This is a genomic window from Candidatus Desulfofervidus auxilii, assembly GCF_001577525.1.
Taxonomy (GTDB): domain Bacteria; phylum Desulfobacterota; class Desulfofervidia; order Desulfofervidales; family Desulfofervidaceae; genus Desulfofervidus; species Desulfofervidus auxilii.
Genome location: NZ_CP013015.1, coordinates 505,072 through 527,604 on the forward strand (window position 1 = coordinate 505,072; position 22,533 = coordinate 527,604).

Below are 22,533 nucleotides of genomic sequence, written 5' to 3' on the forward strand. Positions count from 1 at the left end.
AAAGAAGGCTTCTTAATTTCATTCCCTATTTTTTACTCTCACTTTTAATTATAGACCCCAATTCCACTACATTTGACTATTTCATCCCCTCACTATTTCACTACTCACTGATTTAATGTTTTAGCATTTAGACATTTGGATTTCATTTGGTATTTGGATTTTGAAATTTGGATTTTTTAGTTTTTGTTAAATTACTTATGGCCTGACTTTGACGTAGCCCTGCATCTTAGTCCATTTTTCTATTAAATAAGGCTTTATTTTCTCAAATACTTCACATTCATATTCAATGAGTTCCTCTGCTTCTTGTATAGACATTCTTTCTGTTTTTTTCACAAAAGAGAGCGTCTTACCATAATAAAGGGGTATAATGGCATCTAAAATAAGTTTTTGGTCATCAACTTGATTTTTGTAAGCAACAGAAAAATCATATAGGATTTTTGCCCATAATTCTGTAGGGAAATCAAAATGCTCAAAGCGCAAGGTTTTTATTTCATTTAACTTATTCAAATTGGGTGTAAACAATATTTTGTTCCAAATGTTATGGTATTGTTTAAAACCCAATAAAAATTTTTGGTAAAGTGCTTCTTGATCAACCCTCACTGGAGGAGGCAATTCAGTCTCTCCTAATCCAAAACCAAATATGGCTGTAGGTTTACTCCATTTCACCATTTTCCAGAGGTCAAAGAAAGACTGCATTAAATTGAACATAGTGCCTACTACTTGGTAAAACATTTTTCCTAGAGATTGAGCTGGGTCTTTAGGACGATGAATCTTGGGTCGTCCCATAAATGATTGGCAAATAGGAATTCCTTCTGCTAAAGCCACAGTAGTCATCCATACATCTATACCAAATTGAGCTACTAATGCATCCCAATATTTTCCTTGGGCATAAATCTTTGCTATTTCACCAGAAAAACCAAAATCTCCACCAATAGGTTGACGGATTCTCCTACCAAAGAGACATCTGATTAAGGGATAAACAACATTATTAGTGATAGTTCCATCATATTTATGACGGACATAAAGAGGAGCCACAAAACCAAAATCTTCAAGTATAGGCTCACCTAAATTGCGAATCCATTTAGGGGTAATACTAATTAAATCTGCATCTATAGTTATGATTGCTTTAGCTCCCATATCACATGCCTTATGAAATAGCATTCTTAATACACTTCCCTTTCCTGTTATCTTAGGAGGTAAAGAAAGATAAATTTTGGGAATTTGATCAGTGGAAGTATTTAAAAATACTTCCTTTGTGCCATCTTTGGAATTTGCATCACAGTTTATGATGACAGAACGATATTTAGAAAAGTATTGTTTCAGCCCTTCAGCAGCTTGCTTAACCACAAATCCGATAGTATCTGCTTCATTATAAGAAGGTATACCTACAATTATCTCTGCCTCTTTTACCTCTTGGGGATTTATTTCAATTCCGATTATCTCTGCCATAGAATACTTTATATTATCATGCATCCTGGATTTTGGCCACATCTAGTTTAAGAGATAACTCATCTAATTGCTCGGCTGTCACAGGAGAAGGTGCATCGGATAAAAGACAAGTAGCTTTTTGTGTCTTAGGAAAGGCAATCACCTCTCTAATGCTTTCACACCCACAAAGTAACATAAGTAACCGGTCAAACCCAAAGGCAATACCCCCATGGGGAGGAGCACCATAACTCAAGGCCTCCAAAAGAAAACCAAATTTTTCTTTGGCCTCCTTTTCTGAAAGTTCAATCACTTTAAAAATCAACTCTTGAATATCCCTGTGGTGAATACGGATACTACCTCCTCCGATCTCAGTCCCATTTAAAACAATATCATAAGAACGGGCTTTGACCTTTTCAGGGTGCTCAGGCAAGTAAAGCAAGTCTTCTTCTTTAGGCATGGTAAAAGGATGATGAACGGTTTGCCATCTTCCCTCAATAGCATCATATTCAAACATGGGAAACTCTGTAATCCAGCAAAAGGAAATTGCATCTTCAGGGATTAAATTCATTTTTCTAGCCAATTCAACCCTTAAATTAGCCAATGCCTCATGGACAATTTGAGGCTCATCAGCCACAAAAAATACCAAATCACCCTCTTTCATTTTAAGGCGCTGCGCAAGGGCATTTTTCTCTTCCTCAGAGAAAAATTTCACAATTGGGGATTGCCATTCTGCACCCTTTACCTTTATCCACGCCAAACCTTTTGCCCCAAATTCTAGCACAAATTTAGTTAAATCATCAATCTCTTTGCGGGAAAAAACACTCCCTTTCTTTAAATTAATGGCCTTTATGACACCTCCTTTTTCTACCACAGAGGCAAAGACTTCAAACTTTGATTTAGTCATAATATCGGTAATTTCTTGCAATTCAAGGCCAAAACGCAAATCAGGTCTATCTGTGCCATAACGGCTCAATGCTTCAGCATAGGTAAGTTTGGGAAAGGGAGTAGATGGTTTCTTCCCAAATACCTTCTCACAAAGATAAACCAGTAATTCCTCTGAGATTTCCATAACATCTTCTTCATTTACAAAAGACATCTCCATATCTATTTGGGTAAACTCAGGCTGTCTGTCTGCCCGGAGGTCTTCATCCCGGAAACATCGCACAATTTGAAAATACCGGTCAAAACCACTTATCATAAGTATTTGTTTAAACAACTGAGGTGATTGGGGAAGGGCATAAAATTTTCCAGGATGTAAACGACTAGGAACCAAAAAATCACGTGCTCCTTCAGGAGTGCTTTTAGTCAAAAAAGGTGTTTCTATTTCTAAAAATCCGTGTTCACTCAAAAATTGTCTCACTGCTTGAGCACATTCATGGCGTTTAATAATATTGCGCATCAAGCAAGGACGTCTCAGGTCTAAATAACGAAAATTTAGACGAACAGCTTCTCCTATTTGAACATGGTCTTCAATTAAAATGGGCAATGAAGGAGAGGTATTTAATATTTTTATTTCATTGACCGCCACTTCAAAATAGCCTGTAGCTAATTTAGGATTTTCCATACCCTGTGGGCGGTGTCTCACCCTTCCTTTTACGGCAATAACCCATTCTGCCCTTAAATAATCAGCCCTTTCATGAGCTTGTTTACTAATAGATGGGTCAAAAACTACCTGCACTAAACCTGTTCTATCTCTCAAATCAACAAAAATAACACCCCCATGATCTCGTCGCCTTTGAACCCATCCCATCAAAATGACTTCTTTCTTTAAGTCTTTCTCTGTTATGGCAGCACAAAAATGAGTCCTCTTCCAGTCTCCCAGAGAATCTATATCCAATTTTACCTCCTTAACAATTTCAACAATTCAGACAATCCTTCCTGAGGTTGAATACTTACCTTTATTTGTTCTTTTGTATCCATATGGCGCAAAAGGGCCTTGCTTTCTTTTATCTCATTTTCACCAATAATCAATGCCAAAATGGCGTGAAGGCTATTAGCCCGATTCAATTGGGATTTTAAACTTCCTAGACGATAGTCTATTTCTGTATAAATATCCCTTTGTCTTAGCGTAGTTACCCAATCAAGACCAAACTTAATTGCCTTTTCTCCTAAAAGGGCCAAAAATACGGGTCTGATTTCTTCTATAGCATCAGGCACACAAGGTAATAATCTGTCAGTCCCAATGGCAAAACCTATAGCAGGGGTAGGTTTGCCTCCTAATTCCTGAACCAGATAATCATATCTGCCCCCACCTGCCACTGCATTTTGAGCCCCAATATCAGGAATTATCACCTCAAAAGTAGTTCTAGTATAATAATCCAATCCACGAACTAATCTGGGGTTTAAAATAAATTTTATATCTAAGTGGGAAAGGTATAATTTGAGGGTTTCAAAATGACGTTTACACTCTGAACACAGATAATCAACAATTAAGGGTGCATCTTTTACTACTTGTTGGCAACTTAATACTTTACAGTCAAATACCCTCAACGGATTTAATCTGACTCTTCTTTGACAATCAGGACAAAGATTAGGGTATTTTTGTTCTAAATAATTACCTAAGGCTTGTCTAAATTCCCTCCGACAATTTTTACAGCCTAAAGAGTTTAAATGAATTTCATAATGGGATATCTTCAAAGATGCTAAAATTGTATTGAGAGCAAGGATTATTTCTGCATCCACTAGCGGGGAATCAAAACCCAATATTTCTGCGTCTATCTGCCAGAATTGGCGGTACCGGCCTTTTTGTGGTCTTTCTCGACGAAACATAGGACCAATGGTAAATAACTTAGCACTTTTAGGTTGATGATAAAGGCTGTGCTGAATAAATGCTCTTACCACTGAAGCGGTAGCCTCAGGCCGGAGAGTGAGCTTCTCTCCATTTCTATCTATAAAGGTATACATTTCCTTTTCAACAATATCTGTAGTTTCACCAATGCTTCTGGCAAAAAGCGGTGTTTTTTCCAAAATAGGCAACCTGATTTCTTTAAAACCAAAAAGGAGTAATATCTTTCTAGCTGTCCCCTCCATATACTCCCATTTTTTTGCCTCTGGAGGTAAAATATCTCTAAAACCCCTTATAGTCCGAATCTCCATTTATCTCCCTATACCGAAGTAGATAAATCCCCTTGCTCTAAGCTCCTGAGGTTCATAAAGATTACGTCCATCAAAAATTACCTTTTCTTGCATTAATTCAGCCATCCGCTCAAAATCAGGGTGGCGAAACTGATTCCATTCGGTCACTAAGACTAAAGCTGAAGTTTCTTTTAAGGCTGCATATGCATTTTCAGCATATTGAATTTGATTTCCAAAAACTTTTTTTACTTGAGATGTAGCTATGGGGTCAAAGACCTTGACTTCGGCTCCTTCTAGAAGTAAGCGGGAAATAATCTCAATAGATGGCGCTTCCCGTATATCATCAGTATTAGGTTTAAAAGATAACCCCCAAATAGCTATTTTTTTGTCTTTTATACCCCCCCTATTTTTGAAATAATGAATTATTTTTTCAACTATTATCTTTTTTTGTCGGTCATTAACCGTTTTTACTGCCTTTAAAAGGACAGGATTAAACTCATGCTCTTCTGCCATGTGAATAAGAGCACTTAGGTCTTTGGGAAAACAAGAACCACCAAAGCCTACACCTGGATAAATAAAGTAAGGGCCAATACGGTGGTCAGCACCGATGCCCTTTCTAACTAAGTTTACGTCTGCTCCCACTTTTTCACAGATATTGGCAATTTCATTGATAAAGGAAATCTTGGTAGCCAACAAACAATTAGCCACATATTTGGTCATTTCTGCACTACGAGGGTCCATGACCATTAATTTGTCTCTAGAACGAGCAAAAGGGGCATAAACTTCTCGCATAATTGCAGCCGTATGTCCATTATTAGTACCAATAATTATCCTGTCAGGCTTCATAAAATCATTTACAGCATCACCTTCCTTAAGAAATTCAGGATTGGAAACTACATCAAACTCCAAGTTAACACCTCTAGTCCTTAACTGTTGCTCAATGATGTGGGTCACTTTTTCATTAGTGCCCACAGGTACAGTAGATTTGATGGCAATAATCCGATAGTCATCCATTACCCTTCCAATTTCCTCTGCTACTTGAAAAAGAGCGGTCAAATCACACTTCCCATCGCTTCCAGAAGGTGTGCCTACAGCAATAAATATTATTACACAATCCTTAATCCCTGTTGCTAAATCATCTGTAAAAAAAATACGTCCATCTTTTAAGTTCCTCTTTATTAAATCTTCTAAGCCTGGTTCATAAATGTGGATAATTCCTTTATTTAAATCTTCAATGGGGTCTTCTTTTCTTCCCACACAAACCACATTGTTTCCCATTTCCGCAAAACAGGCTGCAGTTACCAAACCTACATAGCCAGGTCCAATTACACAAAGTTGCATTTTACTTTACCAAGGAAGAAATGGATTTAAACTCAGGGGCTTGAGCTGTTTTCAATAAATCGAATAAAACAGTTTCCACATTGGTAATCCATGCCCCCATGTTTTGCATTAACTCTAAAGCATTATGCATGTGAATTGGAGAACGAGAGGATACACATTCTATAGGTATAAATACTTGATAACCATTCTTTAAAAGATCACGGCAAGTTTGAAAGACACAAACATGGGATTCTAGCCCAATCAGGATAACCTTTTTTTTACCTATTTTTTCTAAACAATCCTTAACTTCAGGAGTATAACCAGAAAAAGAAAGTTTAGAAAAAATGTTGGTTTCATCTAAAAATGAATCTATTTCTGGCAAGGTAGGTCCTAACCCCTGAGGATACTGTTCAGTAGTTATTGTAGGAAGCTGGAATATACTACATCCCTTGAGCAACTTTATGACATCCTGCAATAATTGTTCTTTCCTACTTATGACTTTAAAAAGTTCAGTTTGCATATCCACTATAAATACCACTGTCTCTTCTCGGTTTAAATACATAAAATCCTCCAAAGTTTTGGCTGATTTTAATCAGGAAACAGAGAATGTCAAGGGGAGACCTGACTCTAAGAGTCAGGTCTTACTTTACATCATAACTGCTGGAAGCCTTTGATCAGGCCTTTGGGAAACAGCTTGAGGTGGAGGCGAAGGCTTTTCTTTGACAGAAATAGGTGTAGCTAAAGCCTCTTTCAACACCTCATCCATGTGGCTTACCAGGACAATTTGCAAGGCTTTTAAAATTTTATGAGGAATTTCTTTTAAATTCTTCTCATTATCTCTAGGGATAAGAACCTTTTTTATATGACCCCGATGAGCTGCTAACAACTTTTCTTTCAGCCCACCAATAGGAAGCACTCTGCCTCTTAAGGTGATTTCTCCGGTCATAGCCAAATCCCCTCTTACAGGTATCTTGGTCAAGGCCGAAACCAAAGCGGTAGCCATAGTAATACCAGCTGATGGTCCATCTTTAGGAACTGCTCCTTCTGGAACATGAATATGAATATCAATTTTTTTATGAAACTCAGGCTCTAAACCAATTTGGACCGCCCGTGTGCGGACATAGCTTTGAGCAGCTTGGGCTGATTCACGCATTACTTCTCCTAGTTTTCCAGTAATGATTAGTTTGCCTTCACCAGGCATTATAGCCACTTCTGTTTGTAACAATTCACCTCCAAATTCTGTCCAAGCTAATCCTGTAGCTACACCAACTTGGTCTTTTTCCTCGGTTTGGCTAAATCGATATTTGGGGACTCCTAAGTATTGAGCCACTGTTTTTTTGGTTACTTTAATCTGGGTCTTTACTCCTTTCTCAACAATCTGTTTAGCTGCCTTTCTACAGATAGAGGCAATACATCTTTCTAAATTCCTAACACCTGCTTCTTTGGTGTAAAAACGAATAATTTCATAAATGGCATTATCTGAAAAAGCAATCTGCTCCGGCTTGAGACCACAGGCATTTATTTGTTTTGGAATAAGGAATTGAGTAGCAATACGATGTTTTTCAAGTTCTGTGTAACCTGGTATTCTAATAATCTCCATCCTATCTTGTAAAGGCCAAGGGATGGTAGGTAGAGTATTAGCTGTAGTTATGAACAATATCTCAGAGAGGTCGTAATCTACATCTAAATAGTGGTCATTAAAAGCATGATTTTGTTCTGGATCAAGCACTTCTAACAGGGCTGCAGCAGGGTCACCCCGAAAGTCTATTCCTAGTTTGTCAATTTCATCTAAGCAAAATACAGGATTATTTGTTTTTACCTTGCGTAGTGATTGAATAATCTTTCCAGGCAATGCCCCAATATAAGTCCGCCGATGTCCTCTTATCTCTGCTTCATCTCTCACTCCGCCCAAAGAAAGACGCACAAACTCTCGTCCTGTCGCTCTAGCTACTGATTTAGCAAGTGAAGTCTTACCTACACCTGGCGGGCCCACTAGACAAAGAATAGGACCTTTTACTTTCTTTGCCAAATGATGAACAGCTAAGTATTCTAAAATCCTCTCTTTAGGCTCTTCCAAGCTGTAGTGGTCTTCGTCTAAGATACGTTTTGCTTCATTTATATCCAAACGCACTTTAGCCCGTCTGTTCCACGGTAATGAAATCAGCCAATCTATATAATTTCTGACCACTGTGGCCTCAGCAGACATAGGAGCCATCATTTTTAATTTCCTCAACTCCTGCAATGCTTTCTGTCGAGCTTCCCTAGACATAGGTGTATTTTTTATCTTTCGTTCAAGCACTTTAATTTCGTCCTTTGCATCTCCTCCTTCACCCATCTCCTTTTGGATAGCCTTCATCTGCTCTGTTAAGTAATACTCTTTCTGAATCTTTTCCATCTGTTTCTTGACTCGAGCCTTGATACGCTGTTCCGTCTTTATAACCTCAATCTCCCCTTTGGTAAGACCAAGCACTAATTCTAATCGTTTATTTACATCATAGGTTTCAAGTATCTTTTGTCTCTGTTCCACCTTGACGGCTAAATGGGCAGCTACTGTATCACTCAAACGGCCTGGCTCTTTGATGGAGGACACAGTAGCTACAATTTCAGAATTAATTTTAGGATTAAGTTTAGCATATTCTTCAAAGGCAGAGACTAATAACCGCATTATCGCTTCGGTCTCTATTGTTGACTTAAAAGTTTCTTTTATCTCTTCTACTTCAACAAGAAAAAATTCGGGATGAGAAAGGTATTTTGAAATCCGGCCCCTGCTTTCTCCCTCAATAAGAACCTTTACTGTCCCGTCAGGCAACTTTAAGAGTTGGAGGATATGACCTATAGTGCCTACTCTATAAATCCCACTTTCTGTTGGCTCGTCAACTTGTGCACTCTTTTGGGCAGATAAAAGGAGTTCTCTATTAAGAGCCATAGCATGTTCTAAGGCAGCAATAGATTTTTTTCTACCTACAAAAAGGGGAATAACCATTTTAGGAAAAATTACCACATCTCTTAAAGGTAACAAAGGCAAAGTTATTTTGTTGCTCCCTTCCTTATTGCGACTAAAAATAAACATAAACGTTCAAACCTCCATTTTATATTGCTTTATTTTATATTATAAACACTTTTCAAAATAAAAGAAAGAGAATTTTTTTGAAAACTTAGCATACGCTTGTATTCACGTTACTTCTCTACAGGGTGTTGAAAAAACCTATTTTTCGAACTGCCCTAGATTAGAAATTTGGCCCCATCCACCCACAAATGGTAAACTCAAGCTGTTTTGGCCTTAGTTTCATAGAGGAGAATAGGCTGTGCATGTTTTAAAATCACATCTTCATTGATTATACATTCCTTAACACCTTCTAAATCAGGAAGAATAAACATAATATCTAAGAGCACATATTCAATAATACTTCTAAGACCCCGAGCACCTGTTTTTTGCTTGATAGCCTCCTTTACAATGGCCCTCAAGGCCCCTTCGGTAAACTTTAATTCTACACCTTCCATTCTAAACAACTTTTGAAATTGCTTTACCACTGCGTTCTTGGGAGTCACCAGTATTTTCATTAAGTCTTCTTCAGTCAAGTCATCCAAAGTAGCACTTACTGGCATACGTCCTACAAATTCTGGAATCATTCCATACTTAATCAAATCCTCTGGCTGAAGGTGTTTTAAAATCTTACTTCTATCTTTTTCTCCCCTTCCTCTTATCTCTACACCAAAACCCATACCTTTAACACCTATGCGGCTACGTATAATCTCTTCTAAACCAACAAATGCACCCCCACAAATAAAGAGAATATTAGTAGTGTCAATCTTTAAAAACTCCTGCTGAGGATGTTTTCGTCCACCTTTAGGGGGAATGTTAGCCACTGTCCCTTCTATAATTTTTAAAAGGGCCTGTTGAACACCTTCTCCAGAAACATCCCTGGTAATAGAAGGATTATCTGTCTTGCGTGATATTTTGTCAATTTCATCAATATAGACAATACCTTGAGAGGCACGTTCAACATCGTAGTCTGCTGCTTGAACAAGATAAAGAATGATGTTTTCTACATCTTCTCCAACATAACCTGCCTCTGTTAAAGTAGTTGCATCAGCAATAGTAAAAGGCACATTCAACATCTTGGCCAATGTTTGAGCTAAAAGGGTCTTTCCACAACCTGTGGGGCCAATTAATAAAATATTGCTTTTTTGTAACTCTATTCCATCAATTTCACGACGGGTATAAATGCGTTTATAGTGATTATATACTGCTACCGAAAGAATCTTCTTTGCCTGTTCTTGACCAATTACATATTCATCCAAAAATGCCTTTATTGCCCTTGGTTTAGGAAGAGTAATTCCTGGTTCAATGTCTTCTTTTTCATATTCTTCAGCCAATATCTCATTACATAATTCAATACATTCATCACAAATATACACAGAAGGACCTGCTATCAACTTCCTCACTTCATTCTGGCTCTTCCCACAAAAAGAACAATAAAGTTTTTTCTCCCTTTTACTTGAAACTCTAGCCATTTTAAGTCTCTGAATCTCCTTGTTTAACTCTTTCCATAATTACATTATCAATAATACCATATTTTTTTGCATCTTCACTGCTCATATAAAAGTCTCTTTCTGTATCTTCTTCTATTCTAGATAAGGGTTGTCCCGTATGTTTTGCTAAAATTTTATTTATCTCTGCCCTCAGCCGCAAAATCTCTCTAGCCTGTATTTCCACTTCTGTTGCTTGTCCTTGAAACCCTCCTAAAGGCTGATGGATCAGAATCCGTGCATGGGGAAGTGCGTATCTTCTACCTGGTGTTCCAGCAGCTAACAAAAGAGCACCCATACTAGCAGCTTGACCCACACAATAGGTACATACTGGTGCTTTTATATACTGCATGGTATCATAAATGGCCATCCCTGCTGTAACCAACCCTCCAGGAGAGTTGATATAAAAGTGAACTTCTTTATCAGGGTCTTGGAACTCCAAAAAAAGCAATTGAGCTATTATGAGGTTAGCAATAGCGTCATCTATTGGACTCCCCAAAAGGATAATACGGTCTTTTAACAATCGAGAGTAAATATCATAAGCCCTCTCTCCTCGTCCTGTTTGTTCAATCACAATGGGAATTAAATTCATTTTTCCACCTCATTTTGTTTCACATCTTCTCTCACTGTTTTTTTCTCCTGTTTATTTATTTCTTCTCTGCTAACTTCTTTTATGTTTGCATGTTCTTTGAGAAAAACAAGCGTTTTTTCACCTACAATTCTGGTTTTAATCCGAGTTATAACATAAGGAGTATGCATTTTTTCTAAAGGCACCTTTAAATTATCTGCCAGTAATTTTAACTCTTCTTCCACTTCCTGTTCTTCAACATCAATATTTTCTTTCTTGGCAATGGCACTTAAAATAAGTTGACCTTTCACCTTCAAGACTGCATCAGGATATAAGTCTTTTCTTAATTTATCCAAGTCTAAGGATGCACGCACCTCAGGAGTAGTAAATTGAGTAGCCCTCTCTATCATACTTTTCAATTCCTCTTCAACCAAACTTTCTGGAAGTTCAACATCCACTTTCTCTGCCAGAGAATTAAGCACATAATTTTTAATATATTCATCTCTAATCTTTTCTTTCCTTAGTTTTATTCGCTCCTTAAGGTCTTTTTTTAGTGCTTCTAAGTTTTGATAATCACCTATTGTTTTAGCAAACTCATCATCTAAATCAGGTAATACTTTCTCCTTCGCATCTTTTACAAATAAATGGAGCTCTATTTCTTTACCAGCCATTTTCTCATTCTGGTAATCTTTGGGATAATGAAGTTTAACCACTTTTTTATCACCAATGCTAGCCCCTATCAATTTTTTTTCTATATCTTCATTAATCTGTTTTTTCCCTAATTCTACCATATAGTCTGTGGCTTTAAAATCTTGTAAGGGAGTTTCGTCCATATAACCTTGAAAGTCAAGTATCACATAATCTCCTACTTTTAATGGTCTCTGTTCTTCTATTTTTTTTAATTCAGCATGGGTTTCTCTAAGGGCGTTTAATTCTTTTTCTACCTCTTCATCCGTAACTTCTATGGGAGTAACTTTTACACTTACACCTTTATACTCTGGCAATTCAAACTCTGGGAGCACTTCTATAGTAACTGCATATTTGAATACCTTTCCTTCTCTGATAGTCTCTGGTTGGATAGAGGTTTCTTTTATGGGCAACAGTTGAGTTTCTTTCAATGCCTCAGGATAAGTTTTTTCAATAAGATTGGATAAAGCCTGATTAAGAATTTCATTACGATATAATGATTTAACCACAGACATGGGTACTTTTCCAGGACGAAACCCTTTTATTTTTGCCTTTTTTTGCATCATTCTATAAAGACTTCCAATTTCTGCATCTACCTTTTCCTTCGGTATAGTCACTTCCAACTTACACCGTGCAGGACTAATTTTTTCGACTTTAACTTCCATATTTCCCTCATTTTCATTTGGTGCGAGAGGCGGGACTCGAACCCGCACGGAATAACCACCAGATCCTAAGTCTGGCGCGTCTGCCAATTCCGCCACCCTCGCCTTTTTAAAAATTATACTATTTACTTAAGATAGTCAAGATAAACTACAAACCCAAAATCCACCATTGATTTTTTATTCCAACGTCTCCTCTCACAGAATAGAAAACAAAATAAAGGATATGAGATGGCCACAAAGGGAAATTGAAAAAATATTAGATTACTTCTGTTCAGAGATAATGGGGTTATATCTAAAAATGATGACAGGGTATTATATACTGTATGTAAGTATGGTAAGGAAGGTATTTTATACTGGAAGGCTACAAGGGGATAAGCTACATGATGAATAGACTTAACCAAGCATTACCTGTCTGCTTACAGGCAGGAAGACAAAATAGCACCTGGTAGTGGCAAACACTGCCTTTTCAAGCTTTATCTGGATGAAAGTGTAGATATAAAAATAGCCGAGGGACCTAAAAGAAGGGGAATAGAGGTTTACGCTGCACTTCAAAACCAGCAATTTTTATTAATTGAAAATTAGGACAAACAAAAATTATACTAATAATTTCTCTAACAGGGCCTTATGCAAATGTAGCTTGTTTTCTGTCTGATCAAATACCACTGATTGTGATCCTTCTATTACTTCTTCAGTGATTTCTTCTCCCCGATGGGCAGGAAGGCAATGCATAACAATAGCCTCTGGTTTGGCATAACTTAAGAGCTTTGAATTTACTTGATATGGGAAAAAACATTCTTTTGTCTTTTGCTCTCTTTCTTGACCCATACTCACCCACACATCGGTATTTATTACATCTGCTCCTTTTACTGCCTCAATAGGGTCATAGGTAAAGATAATGTTTTTTCTTTTTTTTGCATTTTCTAACACATCTAATGCTGGCTCATAACCCTTGGGACAGGCTAGATAAAGTGTAAAATCAAGCCTTATCGCGGCATTGATCCAAGAATGACAAACATTATTGCCATCACCTATCCAAACAATCTTCAACCTCTCAAGGTCTCCTTTGTATTCTTGAACAGTCATTAAGTCAGACAATACCTGACAAGGATGATATTTATCTGAAAGGGCATTAATTATAGGAATATTAGACCACCTGGCTATTTCTTCAATAAGATTTTGACTATAGGTGCGCATAGCAACAGCATCTACATATCTGGAAAGCACCCTGGCAGTATCTTTAATGGGTTCTTCACGAGACATCTGGGTCACATCTTTAGTCAAAAACACCACTTGACCCCCTAGTTGATACATAGCTACTTCAAAAGATACCCGCGTTCTGGTAGATGGTTTCTCAAAGATTAAGGCCAAGGTTTTACCTACTAAAGGTATATATTTTATACCTGCCTTATAATTCTTTTTTAAAACTATCGCCCTATCTATAAGAGACAAAATTTCCTCAGAAGATAAATCCAAAATAGTAATCAAGTCCTTTTTCACTGCTCTTCCCTTAATATCTTATCTAATACTTCTATAAATGCCTCTATCGCCTCCCTTTCAATTATTAAAGGTGGTAAGAGACGTAAGACATTTGCTTGAACAGCATTAATAAGAAATCCCCTTTGCAGACATTTTTCTACAATAGTTTGGGCCTTTATATCAAGTTCTATACCTATCATAAGGCCACATATCCTAACTTCCTTAATTATTTTATACCTTTCTTTTAATTGATGAAGTTTTTCTTTAAAAAATGCACTTATTTGTCTAGTGTATTCCAAGAGCTCTGTGCCAGTTAATATTTTAAGCACAGCTTTAGCTGCGGCACAGGAAACAGGGTTACCACCAAAGGTGCTGGCATGACTTCCAACAGAGAAAGCCATTGCTATCTGTTCTTTAGCCAACATGGCTCCAATTGGAAGGCCATTTGCTAAAGACTTAGCCAAGGTGAGAATATCTGGTTTCACCCCTTCATGTTCATAAGCAAACAGCGTCCCCGTCCTTCCCATCCCAGTTTGGATTTCATCAAAGATAAGCAATATTTGATTTTCATCACAAATTTTTCGGACTTTCTTTAAATACCGAGGAGATGGTATTCTAATTCCCCCTTCCCCTTGTATAGGCTCTAACATAATAGCTACTGTTTCTTTATCAATGGCTCGTTCTATGGCTTTAACATTATTAAATGGAACATGGATAAAACCTGGCAATAGGGGTGCAAAGCCTGATTTTACTTTTTGCTGTCCAGTGGCTGTAATAGTAGCCATGGTGCGCCCATGAAAAGAACCTTCTAATGTAATAATTTTATACTTCGGAGGAGAAAACTGGTTTCCCCATTTTCTAACCAGCTTAATCGCTGCTTCGTTGGCCTCAGCCCCACTATTGCTAAAAAAGACCTTATCTGCAAAGGAATGTTTGACTAGGAGTTCTGCTACCTCAATTTGAGGAAGGGTATAATAAAGATTAGAAATATGAAACAACCGATAAATTTGAGCCTCTACTGCCTTAACTACCTTAGGATGACAATGGCCCAGATTACACACAGAAATGCCAGAAAATAGATCAGTATACACTTTACCTTTATCATCCCAAACCTTATATCCCTTGGCCCTAGTTACTACCAAAGGAAGTCTCGCATATACATCCATTATATATTGTCTATCTTTATTTATCCAATCCATTTATTCACCAATAATTTCTGTCCCAATACCCCGGCTAGTAAACAACTCCAGTAAAATGGCATGAGGGATGCGGCCATCAATGATATGTGCTTTTTCTACACCTGATTTTATAGCCTTAATAGCTGCTTGGATTTTAGGTATCATTCCTCCTGTAACAGTTTTGTTTCTTATCAGCCTTTCTCCGTCTTCAACCCTCATAGAAGAAATTAAGTTATGATGTTTGTCTAAAACTCCAGGCACATCAGTAAGAAAGATAAGTTTTTTGGCTTTAAGTGCACCAGCTATTTCCCCTGCTACCCAATCGGCATTGATATTAAAAGTCTCACCTCCTTGCCCCATTCCTACCGGAGCGATTACCGGAATAAACTGTTTATTATTTAACAACTCTAAGACTTCTTTATTTATTTTAACCACTTGGCCTACATGGCCTAAGTCTATGATTTCTGGTGGTTTATCAGCTAATTCTCCTTCTTGAAAATTAATCTTTTTGGCCTCAATTAAACAGCCATCCTTTCCACTAAGTCCAATTGCTCTACCTCCAACTTGGTTAATCAAATTAACAATCTCTTTATTTACCTTTCCTACTAATACCATCTGCACTATATCCATGGTAGCATCATCCGTCACCCTCAATCCTCCTACAAATCTTGAGGGAATATGCATTTTTTCTAAAAATTCTCCAATTTGAGGTCCGCCTCCATGAACAATGACTGGATTTAGACCTACATATTTTAATAAAACCATATCCAAAATAAAATTCTTCTTTAATGTTTCATCCACCATAGCATGACCGCCATATTTAATCACAAAGGTTTTTTGATAGAATGCGCGCAGATAAGGTAAAGATTCTATTAAAACCTCAGCTCGTTTGATTAGCTCTTCCATTGCCTATAAAATATATCTACTTAAATCCACATCCTTAACTACATCACTCAATTTACTTTGAACATAATCAGTATCAATTATTATCCTTTCTCCTTTTCTTTGTGGGGCTTCAAAGGAAATATCTTCTAACAATCGTTCCATAATAGTATAAAGTCGCCTAGCACCTATATTTTCCGTTTTTTCATTCACATCCACCGCAATTTTAGCAATTTCCTCAATGGCTTGTTCTTCAAACTCTATCTCTATGCCTTCTGTCTTTAAAAGTGCCTTATATTGTTTAACCAGAGCATTTTCAGGTTCAGTTAAAATTCGCTTAAATTCTTTTTCCCCTAAAGAGTCCAACTCTACCCTAATAGGCAACCTTCCTTGCAATTCAGGAATTAACTCTGATGGTTTTGCTACATGAAATGCCCCAGCAGCAATAAACAAAATATGGTCTGTCCGCACCATGCCGTATTTAGTATTTACTGTAGTTCCTTCTATTACAGGCAATAAATCCCTTTGCACTCCTTCTCTAGAAACGTCAGGTCCCCGACGGGTAGAGTCTGAGGTAGTAACCTTGTCAATTTCATCTATAAATACAATGCCTGCTTCTTCTACCCTTTTTTTGGCTATACTTATCACCTTATCCATATCAATCAATTTTTGCGATTCTTCTTGAGTTAAAATTTCCAATGCCTCTGGAATTTTCACCTTTTTTCTTTTTTTCTTTTTGGGCAACATGGATTCAAACATTTCTCTGAAACTAATATCCATTTCTTCCAATCCGGCAACAGAAAAGATCTCCATTACTGGCAAAGCTTTTTCCGTAGTTTCTAATTCAACAAATCTTTCATTCAATTTTCCTTCCTTAAGCATATCTCTCATTTTTTCCCTAACCGGCTCATAAGAAGACCCTTTCTGCACTACTTCTAAATAGGCATCTTCACGAGAAACCCTCTTTTTAGGTCTAGGTAAAAGAAGGTCTAAGAGTCTTTCTTCAGCCATCTCTTTTGCTTGAAGTATCACCTTTTTTGTCTCTTCTTGCTTAACCATATTGACAGCCATATCTACTAGATCGCGAATTATAGATTCCACATCCCTTCCCACATAACCTACTTCCGTAAATTTGGTGGCTTCTACTTTCACAAAAGGTGAGTTAGTTAAGGTTGCTAAACGACGTGCAATTTCTGTTTTACCCACTCCTGTGGGTCCAATCATTAAAATATTCTTAGGGGCAATCTCATCCCTTAAAGGTGGAGGGACTTGTTTTCTGCGCCAACGGTTACGCAAAGCAATAGCCACTGCCTTTTTAGCCTTATCCTGACCAATAATATATTTATCTAAGGCAGCGACGATTTCCTGAGGTGTCAAAAGAGACATATAACCTCCCTTAATCCAAGATTTCTAAAGCCAATTCTGTATTGGTAAAAGGACAAATAGAAGAAGCAATAAGCATAGCCTCTTTAGTAATTTGCTCTGCATCTAGATTAGAATATTTTAATAAGGCCTTGGCAGCAGCCAAGGCATAAGCACCACCTGAACCAATAGCGGCAATGGGTTCATCTGGTTCAATCACATCTCCTGTGCCAGAAATGATTAAAGTAGTAGACTTATCTGCTACTAATAAAAGGGCCTCCAACCGTCTTAACATCTTATCTGTGCGCCAATCCTTAGCCAATTCTACTGCTGAACGCTTTAGTTGACCATTAAATTGCTCTAATTTTTTCTCAAATCGCTCAAATAAGGTTAGGGCATCTGCACTAGTGCCAGCAAAACCTGCCAGCACTTTATTATAATAGAGTTTTCTTACCTTTTGTGCCTTATGTTTCATAATATAATTTTGGCCAAGTGTCACCTGGCCATCACCGGCCATAACTGTAACGCCTTGATGCCGAACACTTAAAATAGTAGTGCTTTTTATTATAGGCATTTTAACTCCGAGGATGAGTTTTATCGTATACCTCCATCAATTTCTCTACTGTAACATGGGTATATTTTTGGGTAGTAGCCAAACTCACATGACCCAATAACTCTTGGACTACTCTTAAATCTGCTCCTTGGTTTAAAAGATGAGTGGCAAAACTATGTCTAAGCATGTGAGGATAAACATCCTTAAAGATGCTCTGGATACTATATTTTTTCACTATTCTTTCTACACTGCGTGCGGAAAGCCGCTTACCTCTGAAATTAAGAAAAAATGCCCTTTCTCCCCTTTTTTTAACTGATTTCTTCCTTATCTGTAGATAATTTTCCAATGCTTGCTTGGCCTTCTCTCCCATAAATACCAATCTATATTTTCTGCCTTTTCCATAAACAAAAATTTTACCTGTCTTTAAATCTACATCATCAAGGTTTAATCCTACCAATTCACTCACTCGAATCCCAGTAGCATAAAGTAATTCTAAAATAGCCTTATTGCGAATATCTAAGAATGTTTCCACTTTAGGCCTATCTAAAAGTCTAAAAACCTCATCTACCGTGAGAAACTGAGGAAGTTCCTTTACCTGTTTAGGCCCAAAGATAGCCTCTGCTGGATGTATTTTTATATAACCTTTTTTAAGTAAAAACTTAAAAAAGGAACGAATAGAAGCCAGTTTCCTGTTTACTGTAGAGCGGCTTAAAGATTGTATTAAAAACATGAGATAGGCGCGAATTTGCTGCGAGGTAATCTCTTGGAGTTGAAAAATATTTTTTTGCTCTAAAAAGTCTATAAACCCTTTTAAATCCAAATCATAGGCTCGGATAGTATGAAGAGAAAGATTCCTTTCTACTTGTAAATATTGTAAAAATTGCTTTAAAAAGCTTCTCATAGTTTTTAAATAACACAACCACACTTAAAATCAAGAGGAATATAATCACAATCTATATCTCTTATGGAGACTAATACCCCAAATCCATGATAATTTTAAAAGAGAACCCACCCGCCTGCCTGCGGGCAGGCAAATGTAGTAAAATAAAGCAAATTTTTAAAAACATAGCTTCACCTAAAACATAGCCATGTTAAAGTTTCCATATTAAGACATTTTATTCCTTTACCCAACTCTACTTTTTAAAAAGCAGATTGCGAAGTGTCATCAAGACTGGCGAAAGCCACCCTGAAGGGCTTGGTCTTGATGGCTTAACGGAGCAATCTGCTAAGCTATAAATAGGTTAGTGAAAGTTAACCTTGACGTATCACTGTCACCTAAAAGGTGAAACAACAAACACCAAAGGTTATAAGCGGATTTTGGGTGTTATTTTTTTGTTGACTTTTGTCTTCGTTTGTGATAAAGGAGTTGACAGGTAAAAAGGTGATTCCGTTAAAGGGGAGGGGGTATGAAAAAGCACATTTTTTTAAGGTTGGTATGTGGTTTTGGCTTTATTGTATTGATTTTGGGTTTCTCTCGTTGTGCACATAGAGGTTTTGTAAAAGCAACATTACCTACCATTGAGGGGGCAAGTTATGTAGGTAGTGAAACTTGTGCTAGTTGCCATGAGGAATTATATGCAGAGTTTAAAACCTCTATTCATGGACGTCTGGCCTCGTTTGAGGCAATAGGAATAAAGAAGGGCTGTGAAGGGTGCCATGGTCCAGGAAGTATCCATTCAGAAGAAGGCGACCCAGAAAAGATTTTGAGATTTGGCAAATTAAATTATGCAGAAAAATCAGAAATATGTCTTCAGTGTCACACTCAGTCATATTGGCGAACTAGTGAGCATGCTCTAAACGGAAATGCCTGTAGTGATTGCCATAAGATACATAATCCGAAGGAGAAAAAACTTTTGGTTAAAACTGAGCCATCACTTTGCTATGAGTGTCATCAAGATATAAGGATGAAAACCCTTTATCCTTCTCACCATCCTATCTGGGAATCTGAAAGGACAGGCAGAAGAAGGATGACCTGTAATAATTGCCACGATGTCCATGGCTCTCCTATTAAGTCTTTAAAGACAGAAGAAAGAATAAATGACCTCTGTTTTAAATGCCATGCCGGTTATCAAGGACCTTTCATCTATGAGCATGAGCCAGTAGTAGAAGATTGCACTATCTGTCATGAACCTCATGGAACAGTGGCAAACAATCTTTTAAAACAAAATGAACCATTTGTTTGCTTGCAGTGTCATGAGTTCCATTTTCATGCAGGTAAAGAAAGTGGAGTGGGAGAACTTAGTGTTCCTGAGCATAAAGATATCTTAATAGGAAATTCTGGAGAAACACCATACACTGGACCATTTCCTGCTCAGGGATTTAAAATGGCGTTTACTACAAAGTGCACTCAGTGTCATTCCCAAGTTCATGGTTCAGACCTTCCTTCCTTGTCAGTGCCTGGGCAAGGAAGGGCATTAACTAGATAAGAGGAGGGATAAAGCTATGATTAAAAAAATAGGTATATGTTTGATGGTGTTTGTCTGTATCCTATTTGTATCTTTAAGCTTTTCTGAAGAAAATAATAAAGATGTAAATATAAAAGTTAAGACTGGAATTCATGGTGTAGGGGTAGATGGAAAGACCAAAGTAAAAGTGGGAGAATATGATGTTTTAGATACGGGAGTTAATCCTGATGTTAGCTTTTCTTTAGATGGCAGGATAGAAAATACCTACTTTTCAGGCGAAGCCACCTATTATGAAGATGATGACCAGCAATACTCTGGTAATATAGACATGCAAAGATATGTGACTGAAGAATTTAGCTATTATAGATTTTATCACTGGCTTGATCATGACCCATTAACCAATCTCCGTGCAGCCGCTACTAATGCAAAAGAAGGGGGCAAAGTCATACCACCTTTGGTAACATATACTGACCTTGAGCCATCTACCGAATATGGAATAATGCGCTCTGAGATGGAGAGTAAGACCACGGTCAGGGTTCCAATGGACTTACCTTTTGAATTAAAGGCATTCTTTAACTACAGAAAAGAAATGAGGAAGGGTAGAAGACAGGCCCTGACCATGGGTGGGAAGTGTTCTGCCTGTCATGTAGTAAGTAACGGTAAAGTAATCAATGAACATATTGAAGACTACAATCCTGGATTTGTTGCCACCTTCAGGAATAAATCAGTTCATGCCAGTTTTAGTTATGAATTTTTAGATAGAAAGTTTGGTGAAGATGCCTTAGCTCCTGAAATTTATTATGATGACCCAGTTCACCCTGGTGGGAAAGGATATATTTTTGATGATAGGATTCAATATCAAGATGCTAAACTACCATACAACCAACTTCCAAAGTCAAGAAAATTTTCACATAAGGCAAAACTTAATACCTATATTCCTTCTATGAGTACAGGAATGTTTTTAGGTGGTATATATTCACGCACAGAAAATGAAGAACAAGACTTACAATTTAATCTTAAAAGTATCTTTTCTAGACTATCTAGTTCTATAATTCCTGGTCTGGCTATGAATGTTCACTTTAGGTGGCTAGACTTAGCCAATGAAAGTATATTTGTAGATACCAATGAGCCAACAGGTATTGCTGGTCCAAATGCCGGGCATACTTATGCTGACCCTTCACACGGAGGGAGTTATAATGCAAATGACCCCGACTTTGTGAGAGATTCAGCTATGTCTAGAAAACAATACGAAGTGGGTTTTGATGCTGCCTATCTGCTTATGAAAGGAATCACTTTAAGAGGGAGCTATCTTTGGAAACAGATTGAGAGAGACCACTATTATCTCTCAGGTGAAAATGAGACAGAAGAACATCGTCTAAAATTGGGTATAAATGCCAGATTTACACCTCCTATTATTAAAAAACCTATAAGAACCAGCTTAAGTTATAAATATCAAAGTATCTATGCTCCATTTGCTAATGAGAATGCAGCGTTTGTGGGAGAAGAATCAACTATTGCTGGAGGTCCATTTAATGGAACTCAATATTGGGAACTCCAAGAGATGAGAAATAAAACACTCACCAATTTGCCCACCAGGAGAGACGAAATTAGATTTGATACTACAATTCCTATCTTGGATAGGCTTTCAATTACTGGTTTTTATCGTTTTATGAAAGAAGAAAATGATTCAGTGGGTTGGAAAAACTGGACCCATATGCCTTCTATAAGCCTTTGGTATGCCCCATTTGATAAGTTAAACTTCAGCATGTCTTATCTTTATAGGCATGGGAAGACAACTAATCCACTTTGTGTGCCCATTTATGATGGGTGAGCTGGTGGAACATGGACGAACCTGTATGGTTCAAAGATAGCAAATGGGCATTATTTTATGGAGGGTCACACTGGAGTTTTTAATATAAATTATATACCCACTAAAAAACTTAGTTTTAACATAGCTTCTGCCTATACTGATTCAAAGGCACACATAGAAGCCTTTAATTTCGCAGGCCCATTAGAATATGCCCCTGGAACCGATGGAGCACGTGAGCGTTATTACAATTATGATTTTTCAAATGTAGCGGATTATTCTGACTTACATATAAGGGAATTGGACTTAACACTTTCTGCCTCTTATATAATAAATAAAAACTTCGCCCTTTCTGCAGGATACAATTACCTTTATTATGGAGATGCAGACCCATACCTTTATGATGGAACAGGAAGGGCTCATATAGGAATGCTCACCTTGAATTATTGGTATTAAAAAAATAGTTACTTTTTTATATTTAAGTGAAAAGGCCTCTTAAAGGGGCCTTTTTTATTTTTTAATAGAGAAAAAGTCAGAGTTTTTACTTGACAGAAATTATTATAAATGGTATCTAAGCTTGAAGATTAGGTAAGGGAGGAA

18 protein-coding genes and 1 tRNA gene are annotated in these 22,533 nt (G+C 37.3%); 3 read left to right on the top strand and 16 right to left on the bottom strand.

The features are described from left to right. Positions 1-195 precede the first annotated feature (195 nt). From HS1_RS02685 to HS1_RS02725, 10 genes are all read right to left on the bottom strand, one after another. Positions 196-1,449 carry a glycosyltransferase gene (locus tag HS1_RS02685; RefSeq protein ID WP_066066415.1) on the bottom strand — a complete coding sequence of 418 codons (1,254 nt, stop codon included), beginning with the start codon at positions 1,447-1,449 and terminating at the stop codon, positions 196-198. 16 nt (positions 1,450-1,465) lie between these two features. After that, positions 1,466-3,259, bottom strand: a complete 1,794-nt coding sequence (aspS, locus tag HS1_RS02690) for an aspartate--tRNA ligase (protein ID WP_066066418.1) — start codon at positions 3,257-3,259, stop codon at positions 1,466-1,468. 8 nt (positions 3,260-3,267) lie between these two features. After that, a complete protein-coding gene (hisS, locus tag HS1_RS02695; protein ID WP_066060642.1) occupies positions 3,268-4,524 on the bottom strand; it encodes a histidine--tRNA ligase in 1,257 nt (418 codons plus the stop codon). Beyond that, positions 4,525-5,844: a UDP-glucose dehydrogenase family protein gene (locus tag HS1_RS02700; RefSeq protein ID WP_066060644.1), complete on the bottom strand. Its 1,320-nt coding sequence runs from the start codon at positions 5,842-5,844 to the stop codon at positions 4,525-4,527. A gap of 1 nt (position 5,845) precedes the next feature. Continuing rightward, the gene (locus HS1_RS02705) at positions 5,846-6,385 is read right to left on the bottom strand and encodes an isochorismatase family protein (protein WP_066060646.1); all 540 of its coding nucleotides are present in this window, start codon (positions 6,383-6,385) and stop codon (positions 5,846-5,848) included. A gap of 84 nt (positions 6,386-6,469) precedes the next feature. After that, a complete protein-coding gene (gene lon, locus HS1_RS02710; RefSeq protein WP_066060648.1) occupies positions 6,470-8,893 on the bottom strand; it encodes an endopeptidase La in 2,424 nt (807 codons plus the stop codon). A 194-nt stretch (positions 8,894-9,087) separates the two neighbouring features. Continuing rightward, complete coding sequence (gene clpX, locus HS1_RS02715) at positions 9,088-10,338, bottom strand: ATP-dependent Clp protease ATP-binding subunit ClpX (protein WP_066060650.1); 1,251 nt, start codon at positions 10,336-10,338, stop codon at positions 9,088-9,090. A 1-nt stretch (position 10,339) separates the two neighbouring features. Further along, positions 10,340-10,945: an ATP-dependent Clp endopeptidase proteolytic subunit ClpP gene (gene clpP, locus HS1_RS02720; RefSeq protein ID WP_066060652.1), complete on the bottom strand. Its 606-nt coding sequence runs from the start codon at positions 10,943-10,945 to the stop codon at positions 10,340-10,342. Beyond that, complete coding sequence (gene tig, locus HS1_RS12745) at positions 10,942-12,273, bottom strand: trigger factor (protein ID WP_082757566.1); 1,332 nt, start codon at positions 12,271-12,273, stop codon at positions 10,942-10,944. Before tig ends, clpP begins: the two co-directional genes overlap by 4 nt. A gap of 18 nt (positions 12,274-12,291) precedes the next feature. Beyond that, positions 12,292-12,375: transfer RNA gene (locus tag HS1_RS02725), tRNA-Leu, on the bottom strand. 118 nt (positions 12,376-12,493) lie between these two features. Here HS1_RS02725 and HS1_RS12990 point away from each other — a divergent pair. After that, positions 12,494-12,661: a hypothetical protein gene (locus HS1_RS12990; protein WP_156469357.1), complete on the top strand. Its 168-nt coding sequence runs from the start codon at positions 12,494-12,496 to the stop codon at positions 12,659-12,661. A gap of 203 nt (positions 12,662-12,864) precedes the next feature. Here HS1_RS12990 and argF read toward each other — a convergent pair whose 3' ends face one another. From argF to xerC, 6 genes are read right to left on the bottom strand one after another with little or no spacing between them, the layout of a single operon-like run. Continuing rightward, a complete protein-coding gene (gene argF, locus HS1_RS02730; protein ID WP_066060654.1) occupies positions 12,865-13,767 on the bottom strand; it encodes an ornithine carbamoyltransferase in 903 nt (300 codons plus the stop codon). Continuing rightward, positions 13,764-14,945, bottom strand: a complete 1,182-nt coding sequence (locus tag HS1_RS02735; RefSeq protein WP_066060656.1) for an aspartate aminotransferase family protein — start codon at positions 14,943-14,945, stop codon at positions 13,764-13,766. Before HS1_RS02735 ends, argF begins: the two co-directional genes overlap by 4 nt. Then, the gene (gene argB / locus HS1_RS02740; RefSeq protein ID WP_066060658.1) at positions 14,946-15,830 is read right to left on the bottom strand and encodes an acetylglutamate kinase; all 885 of its coding nucleotides are present in this window, start codon (positions 15,828-15,830) and stop codon (positions 14,946-14,948) included. It lies immediately after the preceding gene. Positions 15,831-15,833: 3 nt separating this feature from the next. Further along, positions 15,834-17,192: an ATP-dependent protease ATPase subunit HslU gene (hslU, locus tag HS1_RS02745; RefSeq protein WP_066060660.1), complete on the bottom strand. Its 1,359-nt coding sequence runs from the start codon at positions 17,190-17,192 to the stop codon at positions 15,834-15,836. Positions 17,193-17,202: 10 nt separating this feature from the next. Further along, complete coding sequence (gene hslV / locus HS1_RS02750; protein ID WP_066060662.1) at positions 17,203-17,742, bottom strand: ATP-dependent protease subunit HslV; 540 nt, start codon at positions 17,740-17,742, stop codon at positions 17,203-17,205. 1 nt (position 17,743) lies between these two features. Then, positions 17,744-18,622 carry a tyrosine recombinase XerC gene (xerC, locus tag HS1_RS02755; RefSeq protein ID WP_066066421.1) on the bottom strand — a complete coding sequence of 293 codons (879 nt, stop codon included), beginning with the start codon at positions 18,620-18,622 and terminating at the stop codon, positions 17,744-17,746. 505 nt (positions 18,623-19,127) lie between these two features. On the opposite strand from xerC, the gene HS1_RS02760 reads away from it, so the two are divergent. Together HS1_RS02760 and HS1_RS02765 are read left to right on the top strand one after the other, a co-directional pair. Continuing rightward, positions 19,128-20,147: a GSU2203 family decaheme c-type cytochrome gene (locus tag HS1_RS02760; protein ID WP_066060667.1), complete on the top strand. Its 1,020-nt coding sequence runs from the start codon at positions 19,128-19,130 to the stop codon at positions 20,145-20,147. A 16-nt stretch (positions 20,148-20,163) separates the two neighbouring features. Continuing rightward, positions 20,164-22,389 carry a GSU2204 family CXXCH-containing (seleno)protein gene (locus HS1_RS02765; protein ID WP_263046515.1) on the top strand — a complete coding sequence of 742 codons (2,226 nt, stop codon included), beginning with the start codon at positions 20,164-20,166 and terminating at the stop codon, positions 22,387-22,389. The last annotated feature ends 144 nt before the right edge of the window (positions 22,390-22,533 follow it).

What these genes read in the sequence shown, in the direction of transcription:
- clpX (WP_066060650.1), bottom strand. Translation starts at nt 10,338, where the DNA reads ATGGCTAGAGTTTCAAGTAAAAGGGAGAAAAAACTTTATTGTTCTTTT.
- clpP (WP_066060652.1), bottom strand. Translation starts at nt 10,945, where the DNA reads ATGAATTTAATTCCCATTGTGATTGAACAAACAGGACGAGGAGAGAGG.
- xerC (WP_066066421.1), bottom strand. Translation starts at nt 18,622, where the DNA reads ATGAGAAGCTTTTTAAAGCAATTTTTACAATATTTACAAGTAGAAAGG.
- hslV (WP_066060662.1), bottom strand. Translation starts at nt 17,742, where the DNA reads ATGCCTATAATAAAAAGCACTACTATTTTAAGTGTTCGGCATCAAGGC.
- argB (WP_066060658.1), bottom strand. Translation starts at nt 15,830, where the DNA reads ATGGAAGAGCTAATCAAACGAGCTGAGGTTTTAATAGAATCTTTACCT.
- lon (WP_066060648.1), bottom strand. Translation starts at nt 8,893, where the DNA reads ATGTTTATTTTTAGTCGCAATAAGGAAGGGAGCAACAAAATAACTTTG.
- HS1_RS02705 (WP_066060646.1), bottom strand. Translation starts at nt 6,385, where the DNA reads ATGTATTTAAACCGAGAAGAGACAGTGGTATTTATAGTGGATATGCAA.
- tig (WP_082757566.1), bottom strand. Translation starts at nt 12,273, where the DNA reads ATGGAAGTTAAAGTCGAAAAAATTAGTCCTGCACGGTGTAAGTTGGAA.
- HS1_RS02760 (WP_066060667.1), top strand. Translation starts at nt 19,128, where the DNA reads ATGAAAAAGCACATTTTTTTAAGGTTGGTATGTGGTTTTGGCTTTATT.
- HS1_RS02685 (WP_066066415.1), bottom strand. Translation starts at nt 1,449, where the DNA reads ATGGCAGAGATAATCGGAATTGAAATAAATCCCCAAGAGGTAAAAGAG.
- hslU (WP_066060660.1), bottom strand. Translation starts at nt 17,192, where the DNA reads ATGTCTCTTTTGACACCTCAGGAAATCGTCGCTGCCTTAGATAAATAT.
- HS1_RS02735 (WP_066060656.1), bottom strand. Translation starts at nt 14,945, where the DNA reads ATGGATTGGATAAATAAAGATAGACAATATATAATGGATGTATATGCG.
- hisS (WP_066060642.1), bottom strand. Translation starts at nt 4,524, where the DNA reads ATGGAGATTCGGACTATAAGGGGTTTTAGAGATATTTTACCTCCAGAG.
- HS1_RS02700 (WP_066060644.1), bottom strand. Translation starts at nt 5,844, where the DNA reads ATGCAACTTTGTGTAATTGGACCTGGCTATGTAGGTTTGGTAACTGCA.
- HS1_RS12990 (WP_156469357.1), top strand. Translation starts at nt 12,494, where the DNA reads ATGAGATGGCCACAAAGGGAAATTGAAAAAATATTAGATTACTTCTGT.